Raw genomic sequence first — 19,417 nt, 5'->3', positions numbered from 1 at the left:
GCGTGAAAACGAATGCCCGAAGCAATGACTGCCAGCCCTGAGAAGACACCGGCTTCTGATTACGAACGTCGCCAGAAACTGGAGCTTAACAAATTGCAGAAACGTCTGCGCCGTGAAGTTGGGCAGGCGATTGCTGATTTCTCGATGATTGAAGCCGGAGACAAGGTGATGTGCTGTCTGTCCGGCGGCAAAGACTCCTACGCCATGCTCGATATTCTGCTCAATCTGCAGAAGAGTGCGCCAGTGCGTTTCGAACTGATTGCCGTGAACCTGGACCAGAAACAACCGGGTTTCCCCGAGCATGTCCTGCCGGACTATCTTGAGTCGATGGGTATCGAGTATCACATCATCGAGAAAGACACCTACAGTATTGTTAAGGAAAAAGTGCCTGAAGGGAAGACCACTTGCGGACTGTGTTCACGCCTGAGACGGGGCATTCTCTACAATTTCGCCGAGGAGCATGGTGTAACCAAGATTGCCCTGGGCCATCACCGGGATGATTTGCTGGAAACCCTGTTCCTCAACATGTTCTACGGCGGCAAACTCAAATCCATGCCACCGGTGCTCCACAGCGACGATGGCCGCAATACGGTTATTCGTCCTCTGGCCTATGCCAGGGAGAAGGATATTGCCCGCTACGCGTCACTTCGGGAATTTCCGATCATTCCCTGCAATTTATGCGGCTCCCAGGAAAACCTTCAGCGACAGGTCATCAAGGAAATGTTCCAGACCTGGGACAAACAGCATCCTGGCCGTCTGGAAACCATGTTCCGGGCCCTTTGCAATGTCGAGCCGTCGCACCTGGCCGATCCGGAATTATATGACTTCAGGGAAGGGCGGCGTCTTGGCGGCAAGCGTCAGGCCGTTCAAACCGCGGAGCCCCAGCAGGATTTTGGCCGGCTAGATGTACTGAATCTCTGATCGTCAGTGATTCAGCAGGGCCTGGAAAGGCAGCGTCCAGAGGCCAAACAGGATTAACAGCAGGCCACTGAGCTTGCGGAAGCTCTGGTTGCTTTTCAGGCCTCTTATCCAGTTGGCGGCGAAGCCCGTCGCCAACATCGACGGCAGGGTTCCCAGTCCGAAGAACATCATCGTGAGAGCTGCGCTGCTGACGGTTGGTTGAAGCGCCGCCCATCCCAGTGTGCTGTAAACAAGGCCGCAGGGCAGCCATCCCCACAAGGCACCGAGAGCAAGGGCCTGGCCGCCATTGTGAACCGGCAGGAACTTGCGGGTAAGCGGCGACAGGAAGCGCCATGCCGGCGCCCCGACCCGCTCAATGTAGCGAATACCCTGCCACCATTGCCCCATGGATAACCCCATCATGATCAGCAGCAATCCCGCCAGGGTCATCAGAGCCAATCCGGCACCATGCCACTGGCTGGCGGCACTGGTGCTGAGCAGGGCAATCAGGGTTGCGATCAGGGCGTAGCTGGCAATCCTGCCAAAATTGAATGCCAGCAAGAGCAGGGTCTGCCGAAAGCGGAAGCCCCGGCCTACCGGCAATGCCATGGACAGCGAGGCGCTGATGCCGCCACACATGCCCAGACAATGGGTACTGCCGAGCAGTCCTATCAGGAAGGCACTGGGGTAGCTCAGATAGAGTTCAGGCTGCATCCGCTATCCTGTCAGCCCTTGTCGGTATCGGTATCGGTTTGCTCCGCGTCGTCTTTCTGGCCGTCAGGTTTCGACTTGTTACGGCGGGCTTCCCTGGGAATCATATCCTTGTCATCGTCGTAGAGAATGCGATGAGCGGGGCCGTCCATGTCATCGTACTGCCCGTTCTTGACGGCCCAGGAAAACAGAAGGACGCCCAGCGCCACCAGGATGAGCATAAGCGGAACCAGTATCATGACAATCTGCACGATAACCTCCTGTTCATAAGTGTATGGCCCAAAGTATCAGGCTGCTTCTGGTGCGCCAAGGGTGGCCTCCGGGGGCGGTGTGCCCTTGTTGGACCGGCTGAGTCGTAAGGCGTTCAGCACAACGATCAGTGAGCTCAGGGACATGCCGATGGCAGCAAGCCAGGGGGCCACAAGGCCGGCTGCGGCCAGGGGCAGGGCGCAGACATTGTAGCCGAACGCCCAGATCATATTCTGACGGATGATTTTCCGGGTTTGCTTGCTGGTTTCAATCGCGGCGACCAGGGAATTCAACTGGCCATTCAGCAGTACCGCGTCGGCTTTCAGTTGAGTCAGGTCTGCCGCTGTACCCATAGCCACTGAAATACCGGCTCCGGCCATGGAGGGCAGGTCATTCAGTCCGTCACCCACCATCATCACCCGGTGCCCGTCCGCTCGAAGCTGTTCCAGCACTTCCAGTTTCTGCTCCGGTGAGGCTTCACCAATGGCTCGGTCAATGCCCAGTGCATGGGCTACCTGTTGTACGTGGCCGGAGCGATCCCCACTAAGCAGCAAGGTCTCGATTCCGGATTTCCGTAACGCCTGCAAGGCCTGTGACGCGTCGTCCCGTATCTTGTCATCCAGCCGGAAGCGTGCCAGCCATTCCTTGTCTGTCGCGAGCCAGATTTCCATGCCTTGGGCGTCTTCACCTTCTGGCGCAATTGCCGACGTGTGCTCGGAGACAAAGGCTTTGTGCCCGATGTAGACCGCCCGTCCATGGTAGTGTCCGGACAAGCCACCGCCCAGGTGGTTACTCACCTGACTGACGGTGACCGAAGGCTGCTCGTGGAATACCCTGGCAATCGGGTGCTCTGAATGTTTTTCAAGCCCCGCGGCAATCCGAATGCAGGTGTCCTGATCCAGGCTACCGAACACCGCTTGCCCGGTCAGACTAAGCTCTCCCCGGGTCAGAGTCCCGGTTTTATCAAACACCACGGTATCGATGGTGTTCATGGATTCCAGGGTGTGACCGCGAGTAGGCAGGAAACCAAGCCTTCTCAGGCGCACTGTGGCAGATGTGATCGCCGTTGGCGTAGCCAGCGAGAGGGCGCAGGGACAGGTAACCACCAGTACGGAAAGCGTGATATCGAAGGCGTTGTCGGCCCCGGCCAGCCACCAGCCTACCCAGACCACTGGTGCCAGTATCAGCACACGGCCGACGAACTTGCCCGCAATGCGATCGGCCATTCGGGCCACCGGCGGCTTTTCGGACTGTACGCGATCCAGAACTCGCAAGATGCCGGACAGCCGGGTCTGGGCCCCGGCATGGGTGACGCGGATGTCGAGCGGATTTTCCCCATTTACGCTGCCGGCATGAACGGTGTCGCCCGGCTTACGGGTTTCTGGCAGGTATTCACCGGTGAGGGCGGCTTCGTTCAGGGTAGACTCCCCCGAGACGATTTCGCCATCCACAGGTAGCGTTTCCCCTGGTCGAACCCGGATCACATCACCCGGTTGTACCTGGTGAATGGCGATGATCTCTGCCTCACCGTTCAGGACCCGTGCGGCAACAGAGGGCTGGAAGCCCGCAAGGGCATTGCCGCTCAGCCCGGCGCGATAGCGGGCCTGAACTTCAATGTATCGGCCCAGCAGCAGGAAAAAGGTAAACATGCACACGGATTCAAAATACACTTCGTCGCCCCCGACCACCGTTACCCAGGCGCTTGCGCTGTAGGCAAGCCCGATGGCGATGGCCACCGGTACGTCCATGGTCAGATGACGGGAGAGCAGATCCCGGCGGGCATTGGTAAAAAATGGGCGAGCGCTGTAGAACACCACCGGCGTGGCAACCAGCAGACTGAACCAGCGGAAAAAATCCACAAAATCCGTGGAAAGATCACTGACAAGTTCAAAGTACAGGGGAAAAGCCAGCATCATGCTCTGGAAGGAACCGATCCCGGCCACCGCCAGACGAATGAGCATCGAGCGGTGCTCTGCCTTGAGCGCCTGTTCGGCTTCGTCGGCCTGATACGGGCGGGCGGTGTAGCCAAGTTCGTGGATGGCAATCAGAAGGTCGCTGAGACGTGCCTTGTCCGATGCCCAGACCAGGCGAGCCCGCTGTGTGGTGTGGTTTACGGTAAAGCTCTGCACGCCTGGCTGCTGTTTCATGTGATTCTCAAGCAGCCAGATGCAGGCGGCGCAGGTAATACCGCCGATCAGCAGCTGTGCCTCCTGGCCAGCCTTGACCGGTGCCACAAAGGCTTGTTGAACCAGGGGGTGATCCAGCTCCCGGATACGATCGAGTTCTGACCGGGTCAGTTCTCTTGGTGTAACAGCGGGTTCGGTGCGAAACTCATAGAAACCGGTCAGACCCTCCTGGTGGATGGTCTGACACACAGCCTTGCAACCCTGGCAACAAAAATGCCTTTGCTGTCCCTGCAGTTCCAGGGTAATCGGGGGTTCGCCATCCGCTGGTTCTCCGCAATGGAAGCAGTTCAGGGTGGTCACCCTTGGGCGTCGCCTTCTGCGTTAATGCGAATGGGGGTAGAGGAAGGAAGCCTTACCTCACCCTTTACCCGCCAGTCGTTATCTGGCCCCTGGAGGTCGTAGTACCAGCGACCACTGACATCCTCAAGGAGCTGGCCCCGGTACTGACCGGGAGCGACCCGGGTAAACTGGACGGTTTTATCCTGACCAGACAATGTCGGGTGATACAGGTTGAACACCAGATACGGGTAGTCGGCGGCACCATTCACGGTGCTCAGATCCAGTGTTGCAGAACGACCATTCAGGCTCAGTGAGCCTTTCATCTGGAGATCTGCCGCCTTTTCATCCCGGGCAATGGACATATTGATGCCACGCCCCTGTTTGGAATAGTCGTCGGTCACCAGCGAATTGTCCATGCTGGACGATACTGTCAGGGCGGTAATCCCCCACATGATCGACGCCAAAGGGAAAATGGTCAGGAACCAGAACCACGGCTGGCGATACCAGGGGGCAGGTGTTGCGTTATCAGTCATTACGGTCTTGTCTCGGTTTATGGCTTCAGAGCCGGTTGTCGGGCCCTCTTGTTAGCGGGGCCTTGGACCAACAAACCGGCTTTCAGTTTCAAGTTTAATCAAGGAATCCGGTTGGGACTCCGCATAGAAACGAATATCGTTATTGGTGTCCACCAGCACTTCCGGTGGCACGTCAACAACCGTGGGCAAGGAGAGATTCTCGCCGCTGCTCACCGTCACCGTGGTGTCTGTCAGAATGCGCATACCTTCAAGACCGTCCACAGTCAGGCTGAAGGTTTGTGGTACTTCTGACATGTTCTGGATCTTCACGGTATACGAGTTTTCCACCCGCCCTTCGCCGTTGAAACTGAACAGTGCACCACGGTCCCGCAGCACATCCATCTTGGCCGGAACCCGGGTGGCAATGGTGAAGATCACCGCGCTGATCATCAGTATGAGCACTGCGCCATAACCAAAGGTACGCGGCCGCAGCAGTTTGGAGGTTTTACCCTCCAGTTCATTCTCAGTGGTGTAGCGAATCAGCCCCTTGGGATAGTTCATCTTCTCCATAACTTCATCGCAGGCGTCGATACACAGGGCGCAGCCGATACACTCGTACTGGAGGCCATCACGGATATCGATCCCGGTGGGGCAAACCTGAACACACTGGCCGCAATCAATACAGTCGCCCAGACCGACTTCGGCGGGTTCGACGCCTTTCTTGCGGCTGCCACGTGGCTCGCCCCGGTTGGGATCGTAGGAGACAACGCGGGTGTTGGGATCGAACATCACGGATTGGAACCGGGCATACGGGCACATATACAGGCATACCTGTTCCCGCATCCAGCCGGCGTTCAGGTAGGTGGCGACGGTAAAGAAGGCCACCCAGAAATAGGCCCAGCCGTTGGCCTGCAAGGTGAACAGGTCAACGATCAGCTCACGAATGGGGTAGAAGTAGCCAACGAAGGTGACGCCAGTCGCCAGCGCGACGAACAGCCAGAGTGCGTGCTTGATCGATTTTTTGGTGAGCTTCTCCGCAGAGTTGGGGGCTTTGTCCAGTTTCATCCGCTTGTTGCGGCTGCCCTCAACTTTTTCCTCGATCCACATGAAGATAAAGGTCCAGACTGTCTGGGGGCAGGTATAGCCGCACCATACCCGGCCGAACAGTGTGGTGATGAAAAACAGGCCAAAGGCTGAAATGATCAGCATGCCGGATAACAGGAAGAAATCTTTGGGGAAGAAGGTAATGCCGTAAAGATGGAATTCCCGGGCAGGCAGGTCGAAGTGAATCAGGGGTTGCCCGTCCAGAGTCAGCCAAACGAACAGAAAGTACATGCCCATTAGCAGGGTTAGACTGACATTCCGGATTCGCTGAAAAAAGCCTTTGACTTCCTTGACGTAGATTTTCTGTCGACTGGCGTACAGGTCGACGGTTTCTGGCTTTTTTTTGTTATTGGAGGAATCGCCGTTCGGGTCAACCTGTTTGACCGGAATCTCGTTGCTCATGGGTACCTCCCGGTGAGTGGTAAAGCTGGGAGCGGGCCTCGGAGGGTCAGCTGATCTTCTCAAGCCTGTACCCGCGGGCGCAGATACAGGGTTGAGAAGACCGGGCCAGGGCGAGCCTGGCCGGGTCGGATTCAGTTAGACAGGCTGTAAACGTAGGCTGCCAGGATCTGAATCTGGTCGTCGGTCAGACGACCTTCTTGTGCAGGCATCTGGTTCTGGCGACCGTTCATCACGGTCTCCTTGATCCACTCATAAGTGGAGCCATAGAGCCAGACATTATCGGTCAGGTTGGGCGCACCCATGGCTTCCATACCTTTGCCTTCCGGGCCGTGACAGGCAACGCAGGCCTGTGCGAATACCTGGGCGCCAGCTTTGGCCGCCTCGGCATCTTCTTCGCGTCCACTGAAGCTCAGCACGTAGTTAACCACCTGGTCGACCTGCTCGTTGGTCATATTCGGCATAACGCCCTTTGCAGGCATGTTGCCGTTACGACCCTGAGCAATACTGTGCAGGATCTGGTCTGGTTGACCGCCCCACAGCCAGTCTTCGTCGGTCAGGTTGGGGAAGCCCACCTGGCCGCGAGCGGCGGTGCCGTGACAGACCGAACAGTTGTTGGCAAACAGGCGCTGGCCGATCTTCATGGCGTCATCGTTCTGCGCCAGTTCAGGAATGGCAGTGTCGCCGAACTGGGCATAGATTTCGCCATATTTCTCTTCGGCAGCTGCCACTTCCGCTTCCCACTGGTTGGTGGATGTCCATCCCAGCAGACCCTTGAAGTTGCCCAGGCCCGGGTACAGAGCCAGGTAGCCAAGGGCGAAGATGCAGGTTGCTACGAACAGGTAGAACCACCATTTCGGCAGAGGGTTATCGTATTCCTCAATGCCATCAAAGGAATGGCCCATTGTCCGGTCGGTTTCAGTATCGGTTGTCTGGCTCTTGCGGGTGGCCCAGAGGAGCCACCAGCAGCCGAAAACGGTACCGAGCACGATCACACTGACCCAGATGCTCCAGAAGGTACTCATTGTTTCTTCTCCGTTTTTTCCTGTTCGAGAGTACGCTTTTCGACTTCGTCGTCATCGAAGGGGAGGTGTGCTGCCTCGTCGTTGGCCTTCTTGCGGTGGGCGCTGTACGCCCACCAGACGATTCCGAAGAACGCTGCCATTACCAGCAGCGTGTGAATGCCGCGTAACTCATTAATATCCATGGGATCACCGCTTCTCTGAAATCACAGTACCCAGCTGCTGCAGGTATGCGACCAGCGCTTCGATTTCAAATTTGCCTTCGATCTCACTCGCTGCGTTGGCAATCTGCTCGTCGCTGTATGGCACGCCAAGCGTCTGCAGCGTCTTCATCCGGGACTCAATGGAACCGTGATCAACACGATTCTCGAACAGCCACGGGAAGGCAGGCATGTTGGATTCGGGTACCACGCTGCGCGGATCGTACAGATGCTGGCGCTGCCAGGCATCCGAGTAACGACCGCCTACACGAGCCAGATCCGGCCCGGTACGCTTGGAACCCCACAGGAACGGACGGTCATAAACGAACTCGCCCGCAACGGAGTAGTGGCCATAACGCTCAGTCTCAGCCCGGAACGGACGGATCTGCTGGGTATGGCACACGTGGCAGCCTTCACGGATGTAAATGTCCCGGCCTTCCAGTTCCAGGGCTGACAGAGGCTCCAGGCCTTCGACCGGCTCGTTAACCTCTTTGTGGAAGAACAGGGGCACCACTTCCGCCAGGAAACCGCCACTGATGGTCAGTACGATCAGCACGATCATCAGACCAAGGTTCTTTTCGACTATTTCGTGTCTCATCTGGTCTCTCTCCCTTACGCCGCCTGAACCGCAGCATTATCTTCTGCAACGGCGTCTTTCTGGCGTACGGTCATGTACACGTTGTAGGCCATGATCAGCATGCCGGTCAGGAAGATCGCGCCACCGATGAAGCGTACAAAGTAGCCCGGGTAGGAAGCTTCAAGCGCTTCCACGAAGCTGTAGGTCAGGGTGCCGTCTTCGTTTACTGCACGCCACATCAGACCTTGCATGATGCCATTCACCCACATGGCGGCGATGTAAAGCACGGTGCCTACGGTAGCCAGCCAGAAGTGAGTGTTGATCAGGGCAGTGCTGTACATGGCCTGGATGCCCCACAGTTTCGGGATCAGGTGGTAAACCGCACCGATACTGATCATAGCAACCCAGCCCAGGGCGCCGGAGTGCACGTGGCCGATGGTCCAGTCAGTGTTGTGGGACAGAGCGTTGACGGTCTTGATAGACATCATCGGGCCTTCGAAGGTAGACATACCGTAGAAGGACAGAGAAACCACCAGGAAACGCAGGATAGGGTCAGTGCGCAGTTTGTGCCAGGCACCGGACAGGGTCATCATGCCGTTGATCATACCGCCCCAGGACGGCGCCAGCAGAATCAGGGACATGACCATGCCTGCGGTCTGTGCCCAGTCAGGCAGAGCGGAGTAATGCAGGTGGTGACCACCGGCCCATACGTAGGTGGCGATCAGTGCCCAGAAGTGCACGATAGACAGGCGATAGGAGTAAACCGGACGGTTGGCCTGCTTGGGAACGAAGTAGTACATCATGCCCAGGAAGCCAGCAGTCAGGAAGAAGCCCACCGCGTTGTGACCGTACCACCACTGCATCATCGCATCGGTAACACCCGCATAGGCGGAGTACGACTTGAAGGCGGTGGCCGGCAGCGCCATGTTGTTACCGATATGCAGTACAGCAACGGTAATGATGAACGCGCCGTAGAACCAGTTGGCAACGTAGATGTGCGGAGTGCTACGCTTCATCACGGTTCCGAAGAACACCAGGGCGTAGCTGACCCAGACAACCGCAATCGCGATGTCAATCGGCCATTCCAGCTCGGCGTATTCCTTGGACGTTGTCAGGCCCATCGGAAGGGTGATGGCAGCAGCCACGATGATCGCTTGCCAGCCCCAGAAGGTGAACGCCGCCAACCCGTCAGACATCAGGCGAGCCTGGCAGGTTCGCTGAACGACGTAGTAGGACGTTGCAAAAAGGGCACTTCCGCCAAAGCCGAAGATTACGGCGTTGGTATGCAGCGGCCGCAAGCGACCGAAGTGAGTAAAGGGCAGGTCGAGGTTGAGGGATGGCCAAACCAGCTGTGCTGCAATCAGCACACCCAGAGCCATACCTACAATACCCCATACCACTGTCATGATGGCGAATTGTCTCACCACCTTATAGTTGTATGTCAGGTTTGCATTTACTGTGCTCATAGCCTTACCAATGGGTTCAGGATGGGGAATTATGCGGGGGCAAGTATGGAGAAACGATTATTCCTTTGCAATGATCAAGATCAAGTTATGACATCCGTCAAATCCGCCGGAATCAGTAGGCTGGCCAGTAAGTTGCAAGTCTATCCAATATGTTTTTATTGACGCTTTAATGGCTTGCCAGATCCATTCTGTCATCGGGTTTGATCCGCAACAGGAGCGAGAGAGAGAAAATTGGTGAAAAGAATTAAGACCAAAGGCTACGGAAAAGATGCCAAAGCCGTAATGATACTGGCCCACGGTGCTGGCGCGCCCATGGATTCATTGTTCATGGAGTTGTTGGCGGAGGCTCTCGCAGGGCAGGGCATCGAAAGTGTGCGGTTCGAGTTTCCCTATATGGTGAAGCGTCGCGAGGATGGCAGAAAGCGACCGCCCGATCGGCAGCCGGCTTTGCTGGCGGCATTTGAAGATCAGGTGTCCCTGGCCAGAGAGGAGCTCGGAAGTCAGGTACCGCTGCTGGTGGGGGGAAAATCAATGGGAGGGCGGATGGCCACGCTTCTGGCTGCCGGGAAGTGCAGGGATGTTGATGGCGTTGCCTGTTACGGCTATCCGTTTCACCCGCCGGGGAAGCTGGATCGTTGGCGGATTGAACATCTGGGTGAGGTTGCGGTTCCTCTACTGGTGGTGCAGGGTACCCGTGACCCATTCGGCAAACCGGATGAGTTGAAGGCGCAGGGGCAGATCCCGGGCCTTACCCGGCTGTGCTGGCTGGACGGCGGAAATCACGATTTTCAGCCTCTGGCGCGGCAGCCAGAACAACAGGCTGACCTGATTGCGCAGGCTGCTCTTCTGACGCGTCAGTTTGCCGAAGATGCCGTACTGTGATCAGGCGTTGAAACACGATTGGCGAGTACGATCTGATCCCGCCCTGCGCCTTTGGCCTGATAGAGTGCTTCATCGGCTTTCCGGAAGAGGTCGGACGGCTCCTGTCCCGTAGACAGTTCAGCGATCCCTGCGCTGAGTGTCAGATGGAAAGTCTCATTGCCCGGAGCGATAAGCGGGGTTTTCCGCATGGCTTTGAGTATGCCGAGACAGAGCGTGCGTGCACCGTCCAGGTCCGTGCCCGGGAGCAGCAGGGCAAATTCCTCACCGCCAAACCGGATGGCCACATCCCTGGGGCGTTTGACGTGCTCATCCAGAACGCCCGCGATCTGTTTCAGGCACTGATCCCCAAAGTCATGGCCCCAGGTATCATTAATTCGCTTGAAGTGATCGGCATCAATCAGGGCCAGAGTTAATGGGTTCCCGGTCCGACGGGCCTCCCTGCAGAGTTCAGGCAGAAGATTATCCATGTGGCGCCGGTTGTACAGGCCAGTGAGCGCATCGTTAAGGCTTAAAGACGCCAGTTTCCGGTTCGCCTGTTCCAGTTCCCGCATGGTGTTGCGGAGCTGGGCGGTGCGTTCATGGACCTTCAGTTCCAGTTCGGTCCGGGCCTGGTGTTCCACATCCAGCAGTTTCTGGTTAAGCAGGCGCCAGCGCTGCACCAGGGCGTAATTCAGCAGGACCACCTGGCCTCCGAGAACTGCCTGCATCATCACTTCCCGGGCCTGATAATCGCCAAGATACCCGAACGCAGCCATGGCATAGATCAGTGCCCCGACAACCATTACCATCCAGGCCGCCAGATACCAGAATGCGGGCCTGTAGCCCTGGCGCCAGCGAACGTAGGCAATAACCTGTAGCGCCACAATGACTGTCAAGGCCAGGGCGGTATTGATCAGGATGGACTTGGTGTAAGGGATAAGGAGTGTCAGTGTTACTGCACCAACGGAAACTGTGGCTAGCGATTTCAGCGCCTTGACAGAAAGCGTGCCGGGGCCGACTTCCAGGAAAGACCAGCCGAACAGGGTCATCGCCAGCGCGCAAACGGCCAGGGTTAGCGGAATGGAGAGGTTCGCCAGTTCTGAGCTCTCCGGCCAGAAGTATTGGTTGGCAAATCCACCCATGGCGAACAGGAACATCCCGATCGAGATTATATAAAAGGCGTTGTAGAAGTAATAGCGGGTGCCCGCACTGATGAACAGTAGCAAGTTGAACGCCGCCAGTATCAGCAGGGCGCCGTAAAACAGGCCGTGTATGAGGGTGAGATGGTTGCTTTCCGCAATTACCTCGCCCGGTGTCATCAGGCCCAAGGGCACGTTCAGCGCGCCACTGCTATGCACCCGGATGAGGATGGAGTGGTTTTCGCCAGCATCCAGTGTGACGGGGAGCAGGAAATAACGGTAATCTATGCCCCTTGTGGCAAACGGGAACAGATCGCCGGTCGCCAGCGGAGGTCGGGCGTCTTCAGGCCTGTAACCGCTTTGGTAGCGGCTTTTTTGCCAGAACGTCACCTCGTCCAGCAGCGGGTAATGAAGCTTCAGGTACCAGAGACCGGATTCAGCGCTGCTGTTCCGGACATTAAGTTGAAGCCAGTACACGGAATCCGTGTGGCTGAATACCAGATCATGGCCCCGGGCTGATTTCCAGGCCAATTCAGCCGGTAGATCCTCCGGTGCGGTTGCAGCATGGGCCGGCTCACCCGGGCGGGCCGAGTAAAAACAGATGTGGTGGTTGATCGCACTTCGGGCGTCCGGGCTGGCGGCATCAAGAGCGGGACACGGTTCCATAGCCGCAAGCTGGCCGCTGAACAGCAGGCCAGCCGTGGCCAGAAAACAGGCCGTAAGCAGGTTCCAGAGTCGGAGCATCTTCCACCAGGCGGTACGTTGGGAGGCAGAAAGTGTAGCCAGCGTGAACAAGTGCTGCCGTTAAACACGTTCAAGTTTTATCGCTGTCAGTGCGTCAGAATCCTGACAGTGGTCACCAACAAGGTTATGGAATGCAACAGATAATGCTGATGTGTCGCCCGGGGTTTGAAACCGAGGCGGGTCAGGAGTTGATGGATTCGGCGGCCGCTTGTGGTCTGTTCGGTTACTTTCAGCCGATCAGGAACGCAGGGCTGGTGCGGTTTACCCTTGGCGGGCCCGAATCTGCCTTTGAATTGATGCAGAGAATACCGCTGGACGAGCTGGTCTTTGTGCGGGACTGGTTTCTGGTGCTTGGCGATTGCCCGCTGCCGGCCAGGGACCGGGTTGGAGCCGTTATCGAGTTCCTCCGGGGCGCCGATTGGCAGGGCAGCCTGGCATCACGACTGGAAACCCGGCTTACGGAAACCAATGAAGATCGCGATCTGGGCAACTTTGCCCGAAAATGGGTGGCACCCCTGTCCCGCGGACTCAGGGAGGCGGACATGCTGGCGCAGGACTCGGCCAGTGCCAAAGGTGACCGTCTGGAGTTGCTGTTGCTGGATTTCGAAACGGCTGTTGTCGGGTTAAGCCTGGCCGATAATCGATCCCCTTTTCCGCAGGGCATACCCCGTTTGCGTTTGCCTGCCTCAGCGCCCAGCCGGTCTGCGCTCAAACTCGAAGAGGCGTGGAAAGTCTTTATTCCTGAAGATCGTTATCTGGACTACCTGGGTGGCGGCCAGAAAGCGGTAGATCTGGGCGCCGCTCCCGGAGGATGGACCTGGCAACTGGTACAGCAGGGCATGATGGTGACGGCGGTCGATAATGGCCCCATGAATCCAGAGTTGATGGCCACAGGGCATGTTGAGCATGTCCGGGCTGATGGCTACGCCTGGCGCCCGAAGCGGGCCGTGGACTGGATGGTCTGCGATATTGTCGACAAGCCCCGCAAAACCGCGCGTCTGGCGCTGGACTGGGTCGGAGGCAAACTGTGTCGCTACACCGTGTTCAATCTCAAGCTACCCATGAAGAAACGTTATGAGGAGTGGCTGATCTGCCGGGACATACTGCTGCAGGGGCTGGCAGAGGCCGAGCTCAATTGCCGGCTCCGGGCCCGGCACCTCTACCACGACAGGGAAGAAATAACCTGCTTCATCGAGCGCCTGGACTGATCACCGGGCTCACGGCATATCGCTGTGCTGGAGCACGGTAATGGCTTCATCCCGGTCCATCATGGGGGTGAGTTCCGCCATTAATTCCCGGCGTTCAGGAGAGCGGTACCAGCGATCCCAGTCTGCCTCTGAGCGCCAGTTTGCCAGTGTCATGCGATGGTTGGGGTCGCGGCAGTCGACCAGGGTCTCACCGGAGATAAAGCCCGGGGCACTGACGGCCTGCTGTAACACTTTTCTGGCCCGGTCTTCGTAGGCCGACTCCAGAGTTTCGGCAATATGGCGTTCAATAAGTACCCGAATCATGACAATCTCCCTTTATTTTCGCTGCTATAAACAATAATTTAGCACTGGATTCAGAAAAATCACGCTACTTGCAGGAGGTCACGCGTGTCCGATCATGATTATCACGCAGAACTGGATGCACGGGGACTGTTCTGTCCCGAGCCGGTCATGATGCTGCACAATCGCATCCACGATGTTGAGATTGGGCAGGTGCTGCGGGTGGTGGCCACCGATCCTTCAACCACTCGGGATATCCCGAGGTTCTGCCAGTTCCTCGGGCACGAACTTCTCAGCCAGCAGGAAGCGGGCGGCGAATTCCTGTTCCTGATCCGCCGCTGTCAGGACGCCTGACTCAGAGTTTCTGACCAACGTTGGCCACGTGCTCCAGAAACTGATCCCGATCCATCTCGCCCAGTACGCGGGCGTTGCTGAGCTCTGACCCGCTCGCCTGATAGAACAGTATTGCCGGGGGGCCAAACAGGCCGAGTTCATCCAGCAGGGCCTGCTGGGCGGGCGTGTTGTCCGTCATGTCGATCTGCAGCAGGGTGTAGGGTGACAGTGCCTGGATGACCTGGGGATCGCTGAACACATTGCGTTCCATGACTTTGCAGGAAATACACCAGTCCGCATAGAAGTCCAGCATGACGGGCTGCCCCCGGTTACTGGCATTGGCCAGCAATGTGCGGATCTGGTTCGGATCTTCAATGCGCTGGAAGCTGGCATGTGATAGCTCTCCCGCCACTGGTCCCGGCGCCGCGGAGGCCACAAACGGCGCCAGCGGCTTGAGCGGGTCGTTGGCGCCGCTGACGGCACCGGCCAGCAAGGCCAGGCCGTAGGCAAACATAACCAGCCCCAGCCCCTTACGGGTGCGCTGCCAGCCAGCCTTGGCGGCATCAAATGCGCCCAGCTGTACGCCAGTAATCGCAATCAGCAGCCCCCACATGGTCAGACTGAGCCAGACCGGTACCAGACGCTCAACCAGCCAGATAGCCACGGCCAGTAGCATGACACCGTAGAAGTGTTTCACCGTGGTCATCCAGTGCCCTGAGCTTGGCAGCAGTTTCCGGCCGCCAACGGCAACCAGTATCAGGGGCACACCCATGCCAAGGCCCAATGCCAGCAGCGCCACTCCACCGATTACCGCATCCTGGGTGGTGGAAATGTACAGCAAGCTGCCGGCCAGTGGCGCAGACACGCAGGGCGAGACAATCAGTGCTGAAAGGGCGCCAATGCCGAAGATGCTGGCGACACGGCTACCAGTCAGGCGATGGCTGGCATCGTTGAGGGGTTCCCGAATAAAACGCGGTAACTGGATTTCGAACAGGTCGAACATCGACAGCGCAAAGATCACGAACATGCCCGCGAAAACGCTCAGTACCCAGGGCGACTGCAGCTGCGCCTGGAGATTGAAGCTGGCGCCCAGCAGGCCGGTAATGACACCCGCCGCGGCGTAGGTCAATGCCATGCCCAGCACATAACTGCCCGACAGCAATAATGCATGGCTGGTGGTTCTTGTATTACGCCCGGAGACCATGGAGGAGATGATAGGCACCATGGGCAGAACGCAGGGTGTAAAGGTCAACCCCAGACCGAGCAAAAAGAATACGCCGGCGATCATCCAGATCGACTGGCTGGACAGAAAGCCGGCGAGGCCGGTCGCGGTGGAGGTATCTGCGGGCGCCGCATTTCCGGTATCGGAGGTCACGCTGTTGGCAGCGGTCTCGGCGGTGTCGCCACCAGGGTAATAGAGGATGTCCCGGGTCTGCGGGGGATAGCACAGCCCGGCCTCAGCACAACCCTGGTAGGTCACCTGTAGTTCCGCTTCCCGGACACCGTCGGGCAGGGTGATGGGTACCCTGGCCTGGACCGGATCAAAAAAAACGGTGATCTCACCAAAGAATTCGTCTTCAGTCAGCGTGCCCGGCAAAGAAAAGCCAGGTTCGCCAACCTGTACACCATCAGTTACGGCATTGATCTGTATGCGGCTTTTATAGAGGTAATGGCCGGGGGTGATATTCCAGGCCAGCACCACAGCCCCGTTATCAGTGGTGTAATCAAAGGGCAGTGCTTCATCTACCGGCAGAAATTCGCTTTTACCAAACAGGCTGCCATTGCCGGACCCCAGAGCCTTGGCTCCGGGAGACGCCAGCGACAGACCCACTGCCAACACAAGCAGGAGATGGTAGGACAGATTTCGCAAAGAAGCACTGAAGGCCTGGACTGCTGACATGGATACGGTCATTTCCTGATTCTGGTATGCATGAAGTCGGTTCGAAGCCTGTGGACACCTTGGCGTGGCGAAAGTTCCCACTGGTATTGGCCGCGTTAAAGTCGCACAATAGCCAACCGATGAATCACAATCCAGACGATCTTATCATGCTGTTCAATGACCTGTTCCGGGAATCATACCGGACGATTCTGGTCAGGGGCAGCGACGAACCGGAATATCTGCCTGTGAGCGAGCCCGAGGGTCTTGCCAGGGTAGTCTTTGCCCATGGTTTTTTTGCCAGTGCCCTGCACGAGATTGCCCACTGGTGCATTGCCGGTGAGCACCGGCGCACAATGTACGATTACGGATACTGGTACTGTCCGGATGGGCGAACACCTGAACAGCAGCAAGCGTTTGAGCAGGTGGAGGTGAAACCTCAGGCCATGGAGTGTCTGTTTTCCCTGGCCGCCGGCTTCCGCTTTCACATCAGTGTCGACAACCTCGCCGGCGGAGGCGCTGCCGATGGAGACGCATTCCGCCTGAATGTGCTCAACCAGGCGAGCGAGTACCTTGCCTGTGGATTACCCCGCCGTGCACAGCAGTTCTACGATTCGCTCATGCAGTTCTATGGTACTGGCGCCCGGATAGATGAAAGCTGGGCTCAAGTTAAGAACCGTCTGTTAACTGCAGAGCAGGAATACGATAAATCAAGGATACCTGAACCCCTATGACATCCGACCCAAAGCATACCGGCGATTTACGCTTCAGCGACCTCAATCTGGACAAGCGACTGCTGGATGCCATTACCAAAATTGGCTTCGAGTACTGCACGCCCATTCAGGCAGAAACGCTGCCCTGGACCCTGGCCTGTGAAGACCTCATTGGCCAGGCCCAGACCGGCACCGGCAAGACTGCAGCCTTTCTGATTACCGCGATTCAGTCTTTGCTGGAAACTCCGATCGACGAGAAAGACCGGTTTGCCTCCGAGCCCCGGGTTCTGGCGCTGGCGCCCACCCGCGAACTGGCCATGCAGATTGCCAAGGACGCCGAACAGCTGTGTCAGTACACCGGCCACAATGTGGTTACCGTGGTTGGTGGTATGAACTACGACAAGCAGCGGGAACAGTTGCAGAACGAGATTGTCGACATCCTGGTAGCCACCCCGGGCCGATTGATTGATTTCCTGGGGTCACAGGATGTTTTCCTGGATCAGCTCGATATCCTGATTCTGGACGAGGCGGACCGGATGCTCGATATGGGCTTTATCCCGGACGTCAAACGCATCATCCGCAAGTGTACCCCCAAGGATGAGCGCCAGACCCTGCTGTTCAGTGCCACCTTTAATCAGGATGTCCTGAACCTGGCATCGATGTGGACCCGCAATGCCGAGTTTGTCGAAATCGAGCCGGAACAAAAGACGGCAGAACGAGTTGAGCAGACCGTTTTCCTGGTGTCCGATAACGAAAAACTGCCGGTACTGGTGAATTACCTGAAGCGGCCGGAGGTGGAGAAAGCGATTGTTTTTGCCAACCGCCGTGACCAGTGCCGTGATCTTGAAGAGGATCTTAAAAACCAGGGTGTGAAAGTGGCTCTGATGTCTGGCGAAATTGCCCAGAACAAGCGGCTGAAGACGCTGGATCAGTTCAAGAAAGGGCAGATACAGGTGCTGGTTGCTACCGATGTGGCTGGCCGCGGCATCCACGTAAACGGCGTGACCCATGTCTTCAACTACAATCTACCTGACAACGCCGAAGACTATGTTCACCGCATTGGGCGTACTGGCCGTGCCGGGAAAACCGGAGTATCGGTGAGTTTCGCTGGTGAAGAGGATGCGTTTGCGCTGCCGGAGATTGAAAAATACATCAGCCAGAAGCTGAAAACGGCGGTGCCCGATGAGAATTTGACAGCCGCCATGGACAACCCGCCCATTACCCGCAAACGGGGCGGCCGTCGGCCACAGGGCAACAGTGGTCGCGGACCCAGACCACGTCGTCATTGATAGTCACTGGTGAGACCACTGTTATGCTGATCGTTGCGGACGAGAACATCCCCTTACTGGACTCCTTTTTTGGCGACATCGGAGAGATTCGCCGGGTGAATGGCCGGACGCTCACTCCGGATCAGGTAAAGGATGCCGACATCCTGCTGGTCCGTTCGGTAACCCGGGTAGACCGGCAGTTGCTGGAGGGCACGCGGGTGAGGTTCGTTGGCACGGCCACGATTGGAACGGACCATATCGATCAGGCCTGGCTGCAGGAGCAAGGCATTGGTTTCGCCGCTGCGCCAGGCTGCAATGCCGTCAGTGTGGCTGAGTATGTGCTCTCGGTATTGTCGCTGTACGCAGAAAAGCGCGGCATTGAAGACTGGTCATCCCTGACGGTCGGGATTGTCGGGGTGGGCAATGTCGGTGGTGAGTTGGCCCGAATGCTGGAGCGGTTGGATTTCACGGTAAAGCTCTGTGATCCGCCCAGGCAGGAAGCTGAAGAAGAGCACGCAGAGGAGTTTGTGCCGCTGGCCGAGGCTCTGGAGTGTGACGTTGTAACCTTGCACACGCCGTTGACGCGAACTGGAGACCATCCCACCAACCGGATGGTCGCGGGCAGCGAGCTCGCGGCGCTTGGGCAGGATCAGTTGTTGATCAACGCCGGCCGGGGCGAGGTGATAGACGGAGAGGCATTGCTTGCCCGGCTTCAGCTGGCGGACGCACCCACGGTGGTGCTGGATGTCTGGGAGCATGAGCCAGGAATCAAGCCGGATCTGGTAGACAGGGTGTGGCTGGCCACGCCCCACATTGCCGGCTACAGTCTTGAAGGCAAGATGCAGGGCACGGAAATGATCTACCAGGCCCTTTGCCGGTATCTAGGGCTGCCCGTGCGCAAGAAGGCCGGGCAATTTCTGCCGGAGCCGGCGCTCAGTAAAGTGTCCTTTACCAGCAGCGCTGATGAAGATGAGGCCGTTCAGGTTGCTTTGCGCGCTTGTTACGATCCCCGCCGGGACGATGCCCGCCTGCGGCTGACCATGCGCGGTAATCCTGAAGAGCGGGCGCAGGCCTTTGACAGGCTACGCAGGGACTACCCGGTGCGCAGGGAATGCTCGAGTCTGAAAGTGCAGTTGAAGGGTAGCAGCAAGTCGATTCAGGACAGCTTCAGGGCCATCGGGTTCAAACTGAAGATCTGACACCCTGAATGTCTTACTCGTCAAAAGAGAAGGGCGCCTGTGTGGCGCCCTTTTTCGTTTGCCCGGCGAAGCTGGCAAACCCGGCCATCTGAAAGAAGATGGCGTCACCCCGACTGAGGGGAAGACAATCCGACTGGCAAGGGCGTCACTGGCCAACGGTGGGGTCTGAAGGAAGCCATAGGAAGTTAACGG

19 protein-coding genes are annotated in these 19,417 nt (G+C 57.6%); 7 read left to right on the top strand and 12 right to left on the bottom strand.

All coding sequences use genetic code 11. From position 1 onward, the window contains the following. Positions 1–12 precede the first annotated feature (12 nt). Positions 13–921 carry a tRNA 2-thiocytidine(32) synthetase TtcA gene (ttcA, locus tag JIF53_RS07385; protein WP_011785273.1) on the top strand — a complete coding sequence of 303 codons (909 nt, stop codon included), beginning with the start codon at positions 13–15 and terminating at the stop codon, positions 919–921. Between the two features lie 3 nt (positions 922–924). Here the strand turns inward: ttcA and JIF53_RS07380 are convergent, their stop codons facing one another. The 9 genes from JIF53_RS07380 to ccoN form a co-directional block, all read right to left on the bottom strand. Next, the gene (locus tag JIF53_RS07380) at positions 925–1,614 is read right to left on the bottom strand and encodes a sulfite exporter TauE/SafE family protein (protein WP_011785272.1); all 690 of its coding nucleotides are present in this window, start codon (positions 1,612–1,614) and stop codon (positions 925–927) included. 11 nt (positions 1,615–1,625) lie between these two features. Next, positions 1,626–1,862: a cbb3-type cytochrome oxidase assembly protein CcoS gene (gene ccoS / locus JIF53_RS07375; RefSeq protein WP_153741409.1), complete on the bottom strand. Its 237-nt coding sequence runs from the start codon at positions 1,860–1,862 to the stop codon at positions 1,626–1,628. Positions 1,863–1,898: 36 nt separating this feature from the next. Further along, entirely contained in the window at positions 1,899–4,346 is a 2,448-nt protein-coding gene (locus JIF53_RS07370) for a heavy metal translocating P-type ATPase (protein WP_153741408.1), read from the bottom strand. Continuing rightward, positions 4,343–4,858 carry a FixH family protein gene (locus JIF53_RS07365; RefSeq protein ID WP_153741407.1) on the bottom strand — a complete coding sequence of 172 codons (516 nt, stop codon included), beginning with the start codon at positions 4,856–4,858 and terminating at the stop codon, positions 4,343–4,345. Before JIF53_RS07365 ends, JIF53_RS07370 begins: the two co-directional genes overlap by 4 nt. Before the next feature lie 51 nt (positions 4,859–4,909). Continuing rightward, complete coding sequence (ccoG, locus tag JIF53_RS07360) at positions 4,910–6,343, bottom strand: cytochrome c oxidase accessory protein CcoG (protein WP_153741406.1); 1,434 nt, start codon at positions 6,341–6,343, stop codon at positions 4,910–4,912. A gap of 131 nt (positions 6,344–6,474) precedes the next feature. Next, on the bottom strand, positions 6,475–7,365 hold the full coding sequence (gene ccoP, locus JIF53_RS07355) for a cytochrome-c oxidase, cbb3-type subunit III (protein WP_153741405.1): 891 nt from the start codon (positions 7,363–7,365) through the stop codon (positions 6,475–6,477). Then, positions 7,362–7,547, bottom strand: a complete 186-nt coding sequence (locus tag JIF53_RS07350) for a CcoQ/FixQ family Cbb3-type cytochrome c oxidase assembly chaperone (protein ID WP_011785266.1) — start codon at positions 7,545–7,547, stop codon at positions 7,362–7,364. The genes ccoP and JIF53_RS07350 overlap by 4 nt, the downstream gene beginning before the upstream one ends. A 4-nt stretch (positions 7,548–7,551) precedes the next feature. After that, complete coding sequence (gene ccoO, locus JIF53_RS07345) at positions 7,552–8,160, bottom strand: cytochrome-c oxidase, cbb3-type subunit II (protein ID WP_153741404.1); 609 nt, start codon at positions 8,158–8,160, stop codon at positions 7,552–7,554. 14 nt (positions 8,161–8,174) lie between these two features. After that, on the bottom strand, positions 8,175–9,605 hold the full coding sequence (gene ccoN / locus JIF53_RS07340; protein WP_023009983.1) for a cytochrome-c oxidase, cbb3-type subunit I: 1,431 nt from the start codon (positions 9,603–9,605) through the stop codon (positions 8,175–8,177). A 234-nt stretch (positions 9,606–9,839) separates the two neighbouring features. On the opposite strand from ccoN, the gene JIF53_RS07335 reads away from it, so the two are divergent. Further along, complete coding sequence (locus JIF53_RS07335) at positions 9,840–10,487, top strand: alpha/beta family hydrolase (RefSeq protein WP_227548964.1); 648 nt, start codon at positions 9,840–9,842, stop codon at positions 10,485–10,487. On the opposite strand, the gene JIF53_RS07330 is transcribed toward JIF53_RS07335, so the two are convergent. Next, the gene (locus tag JIF53_RS07330) at positions 10,460–12,349 is read right to left on the bottom strand and encodes a diguanylate cyclase (RefSeq protein WP_153741403.1); all 1,890 of its coding nucleotides are present in this window, start codon (positions 12,347–12,349) and stop codon (positions 10,460–10,462) included. The genes JIF53_RS07335 and JIF53_RS07330 overlap by 28 nt on opposite strands. A gap of 131 nt (positions 12,350–12,480) precedes the next feature. On the opposite strand from JIF53_RS07330, the gene rlmM reads away from it, so the two are divergent. Further along, the gene (gene rlmM, locus JIF53_RS07325) at positions 12,481–13,557 is read left to right on the top strand and encodes a 23S rRNA (cytidine(2498)-2'-O)-methyltransferase RlmM (RefSeq protein WP_199452162.1); all 1,077 of its coding nucleotides are present in this window, start codon (positions 12,481–12,483) and stop codon (positions 13,555–13,557) included. A 9-nt stretch (positions 13,558–13,566) separates the two neighbouring features. Here the strand turns inward: rlmM and JIF53_RS07320 are convergent, their stop codons facing one another. Continuing rightward, complete coding sequence (locus JIF53_RS07320) at positions 13,567–13,860, bottom strand: antibiotic biosynthesis monooxygenase family protein (RefSeq protein ID WP_011785260.1); 294 nt, start codon at positions 13,858–13,860, stop codon at positions 13,567–13,569. A gap of 84 nt (positions 13,861–13,944) precedes the next feature. Here JIF53_RS07320 and tusA point away from each other — a divergent pair, with 84 nt between their 5' ends. Further along, positions 13,945–14,190 carry a sulfurtransferase TusA gene (tusA, locus tag JIF53_RS07315; RefSeq protein ID WP_014421203.1) on the top strand — a complete coding sequence of 82 codons (246 nt, stop codon included), beginning with the start codon at positions 13,945–13,947 and terminating at the stop codon, positions 14,188–14,190. 1 nt (position 14,191) lies between these two features. Here the strand turns inward: tusA and dsbD are convergent, their stop codons facing one another. Further along, on the bottom strand, positions 14,192–16,069 hold the full coding sequence (gene dsbD, locus JIF53_RS07310; RefSeq protein WP_153741401.1) for a protein-disulfide reductase DsbD: 1,878 nt from the start codon (positions 16,067–16,069) through the stop codon (positions 14,192–14,194). 146 nt (positions 16,070–16,215) lie between these two features. Between dsbD and JIF53_RS07305 the strand changes: the two genes are divergently transcribed. The 3 genes from JIF53_RS07305 to pdxB are packed head-to-tail and all read left to right on the top strand — an operon-like array spanning position 16,216 to position 19,225. Beyond that, the gene (locus tag JIF53_RS07305) at positions 16,216–16,779 is read left to right on the top strand and encodes an elongation factor P hydroxylase (RefSeq protein WP_228285496.1); all 564 of its coding nucleotides are present in this window, start codon (positions 16,216–16,218) and stop codon (positions 16,777–16,779) included. Further along, positions 16,776–18,047: a DEAD/DEAH box helicase gene (locus JIF53_RS07300; RefSeq protein ID WP_153741399.1), complete on the top strand. Its 1,272-nt coding sequence runs from the start codon at positions 16,776–16,778 to the stop codon at positions 18,045–18,047. The genes JIF53_RS07305 and JIF53_RS07300 overlap by 4 nt, the downstream gene beginning before the upstream one ends. A 23-nt stretch (positions 18,048–18,070) precedes the next feature. Continuing rightward, positions 18,071–19,225 (top strand): 4-phosphoerythronate dehydrogenase PdxB, encoded by a 1,155-nt coding sequence (gene pdxB / locus JIF53_RS07295; RefSeq protein WP_153741398.1) that lies wholly within the window; start codon positions 18,071–18,073, stop codon positions 19,223–19,225. Positions 19,226–19,417: the final 192 nt, after the last annotated feature.

This window comes from Marinobacter sp. bablab_jr008 (assembly GCF_016464145.1).
Lineage (GTDB): Bacteria > Pseudomonadota > Gammaproteobacteria > Pseudomonadales > Oleiphilaceae > Marinobacter > Marinobacter nauticus.
This window is presented reverse-complemented; position numbering and strand designations above follow the sequence as displayed.

What these genes read in the sequence shown, in the direction of transcription:
- JIF53_RS07365 (WP_153741407.1), bottom strand. Translation starts at nt 4,858, where the DNA reads ATGACTGATAACGCAACACCTGCCCCCTGGTATCGCCAGCCGTGGTTC.
- JIF53_RS07380 (WP_011785272.1), bottom strand. Translation starts at nt 1,614, where the DNA reads ATGCAGCCTGAACTCTATCTGAGCTACCCCAGTGCCTTCCTGATAGGA.
- ccoO (WP_153741404.1), bottom strand. Translation starts at nt 8,160, where the DNA reads ATGAGACACGAAATAGTCGAAAAGAACCTTGGTCTGATGATCGTGCTG.
- ccoN (WP_023009983.1), bottom strand. Translation starts at nt 9,605, where the DNA reads ATGAGCACAGTAAATGCAAACCTGACATACAACTATAAGGTGGTGAGA.
- JIF53_RS07320 (WP_011785260.1), bottom strand. Translation starts at nt 13,860, where the DNA reads ATGATTCGGGTACTTATTGAACGCCATATTGCCGAAACTCTGGAGTCG.
- ttcA (WP_011785273.1), top strand. Translation starts at nt 13, where the DNA reads ATGCCCGAAGCAATGACTGCCAGCCCTGAGAAGACACCGGCTTCTGAT.
- ccoG (WP_153741406.1), bottom strand. Translation starts at nt 6,343, where the DNA reads ATGAGCAACGAGATTCCGGTCAAACAGGTTGACCCGAACGGCGATTCC.
- JIF53_RS07305 (WP_228285496.1), top strand. Translation starts at nt 16,216, where the DNA reads ATGCTGTTCAATGACCTGTTCCGGGAATCATACCGGACGATTCTGGTC.
- JIF53_RS07300 (WP_153741399.1), top strand. Translation starts at nt 16,776, where the DNA reads ATGACATCCGACCCAAAGCATACCGGCGATTTACGCTTCAGCGACCTC.
- JIF53_RS07350 (WP_011785266.1), bottom strand. Translation starts at nt 7,547, where the DNA reads ATGGATATTAATGAGTTACGCGGCATTCACACGCTGCTGGTAATGGCA.
- pdxB (WP_153741398.1), top strand. Translation starts at nt 18,071, where the DNA reads ATGCTGATCGTTGCGGACGAGAACATCCCCTTACTGGACTCCTTTTTT.
- ccoP (WP_153741405.1), bottom strand. Translation starts at nt 7,365, where the DNA reads ATGAGTACCTTCTGGAGCATCTGGGTCAGTGTGATCGTGCTCGGTACC.
- JIF53_RS07330 (WP_153741403.1), bottom strand. Translation starts at nt 12,349, where the DNA reads ATGCTCCGACTCTGGAACCTGCTTACGGCCTGTTTTCTGGCCACGGCT.
- dsbD (WP_153741401.1), bottom strand. Translation starts at nt 16,069, where the DNA reads ATGTCAGCAGTCCAGGCCTTCAGTGCTTCTTTGCGAAATCTGTCCTAC.
- rlmM (WP_199452162.1), top strand. Translation starts at nt 12,481, where the DNA reads ATGCAACAGATAATGCTGATGTGTCGCCCGGGGTTTGAAACCGAGGCG.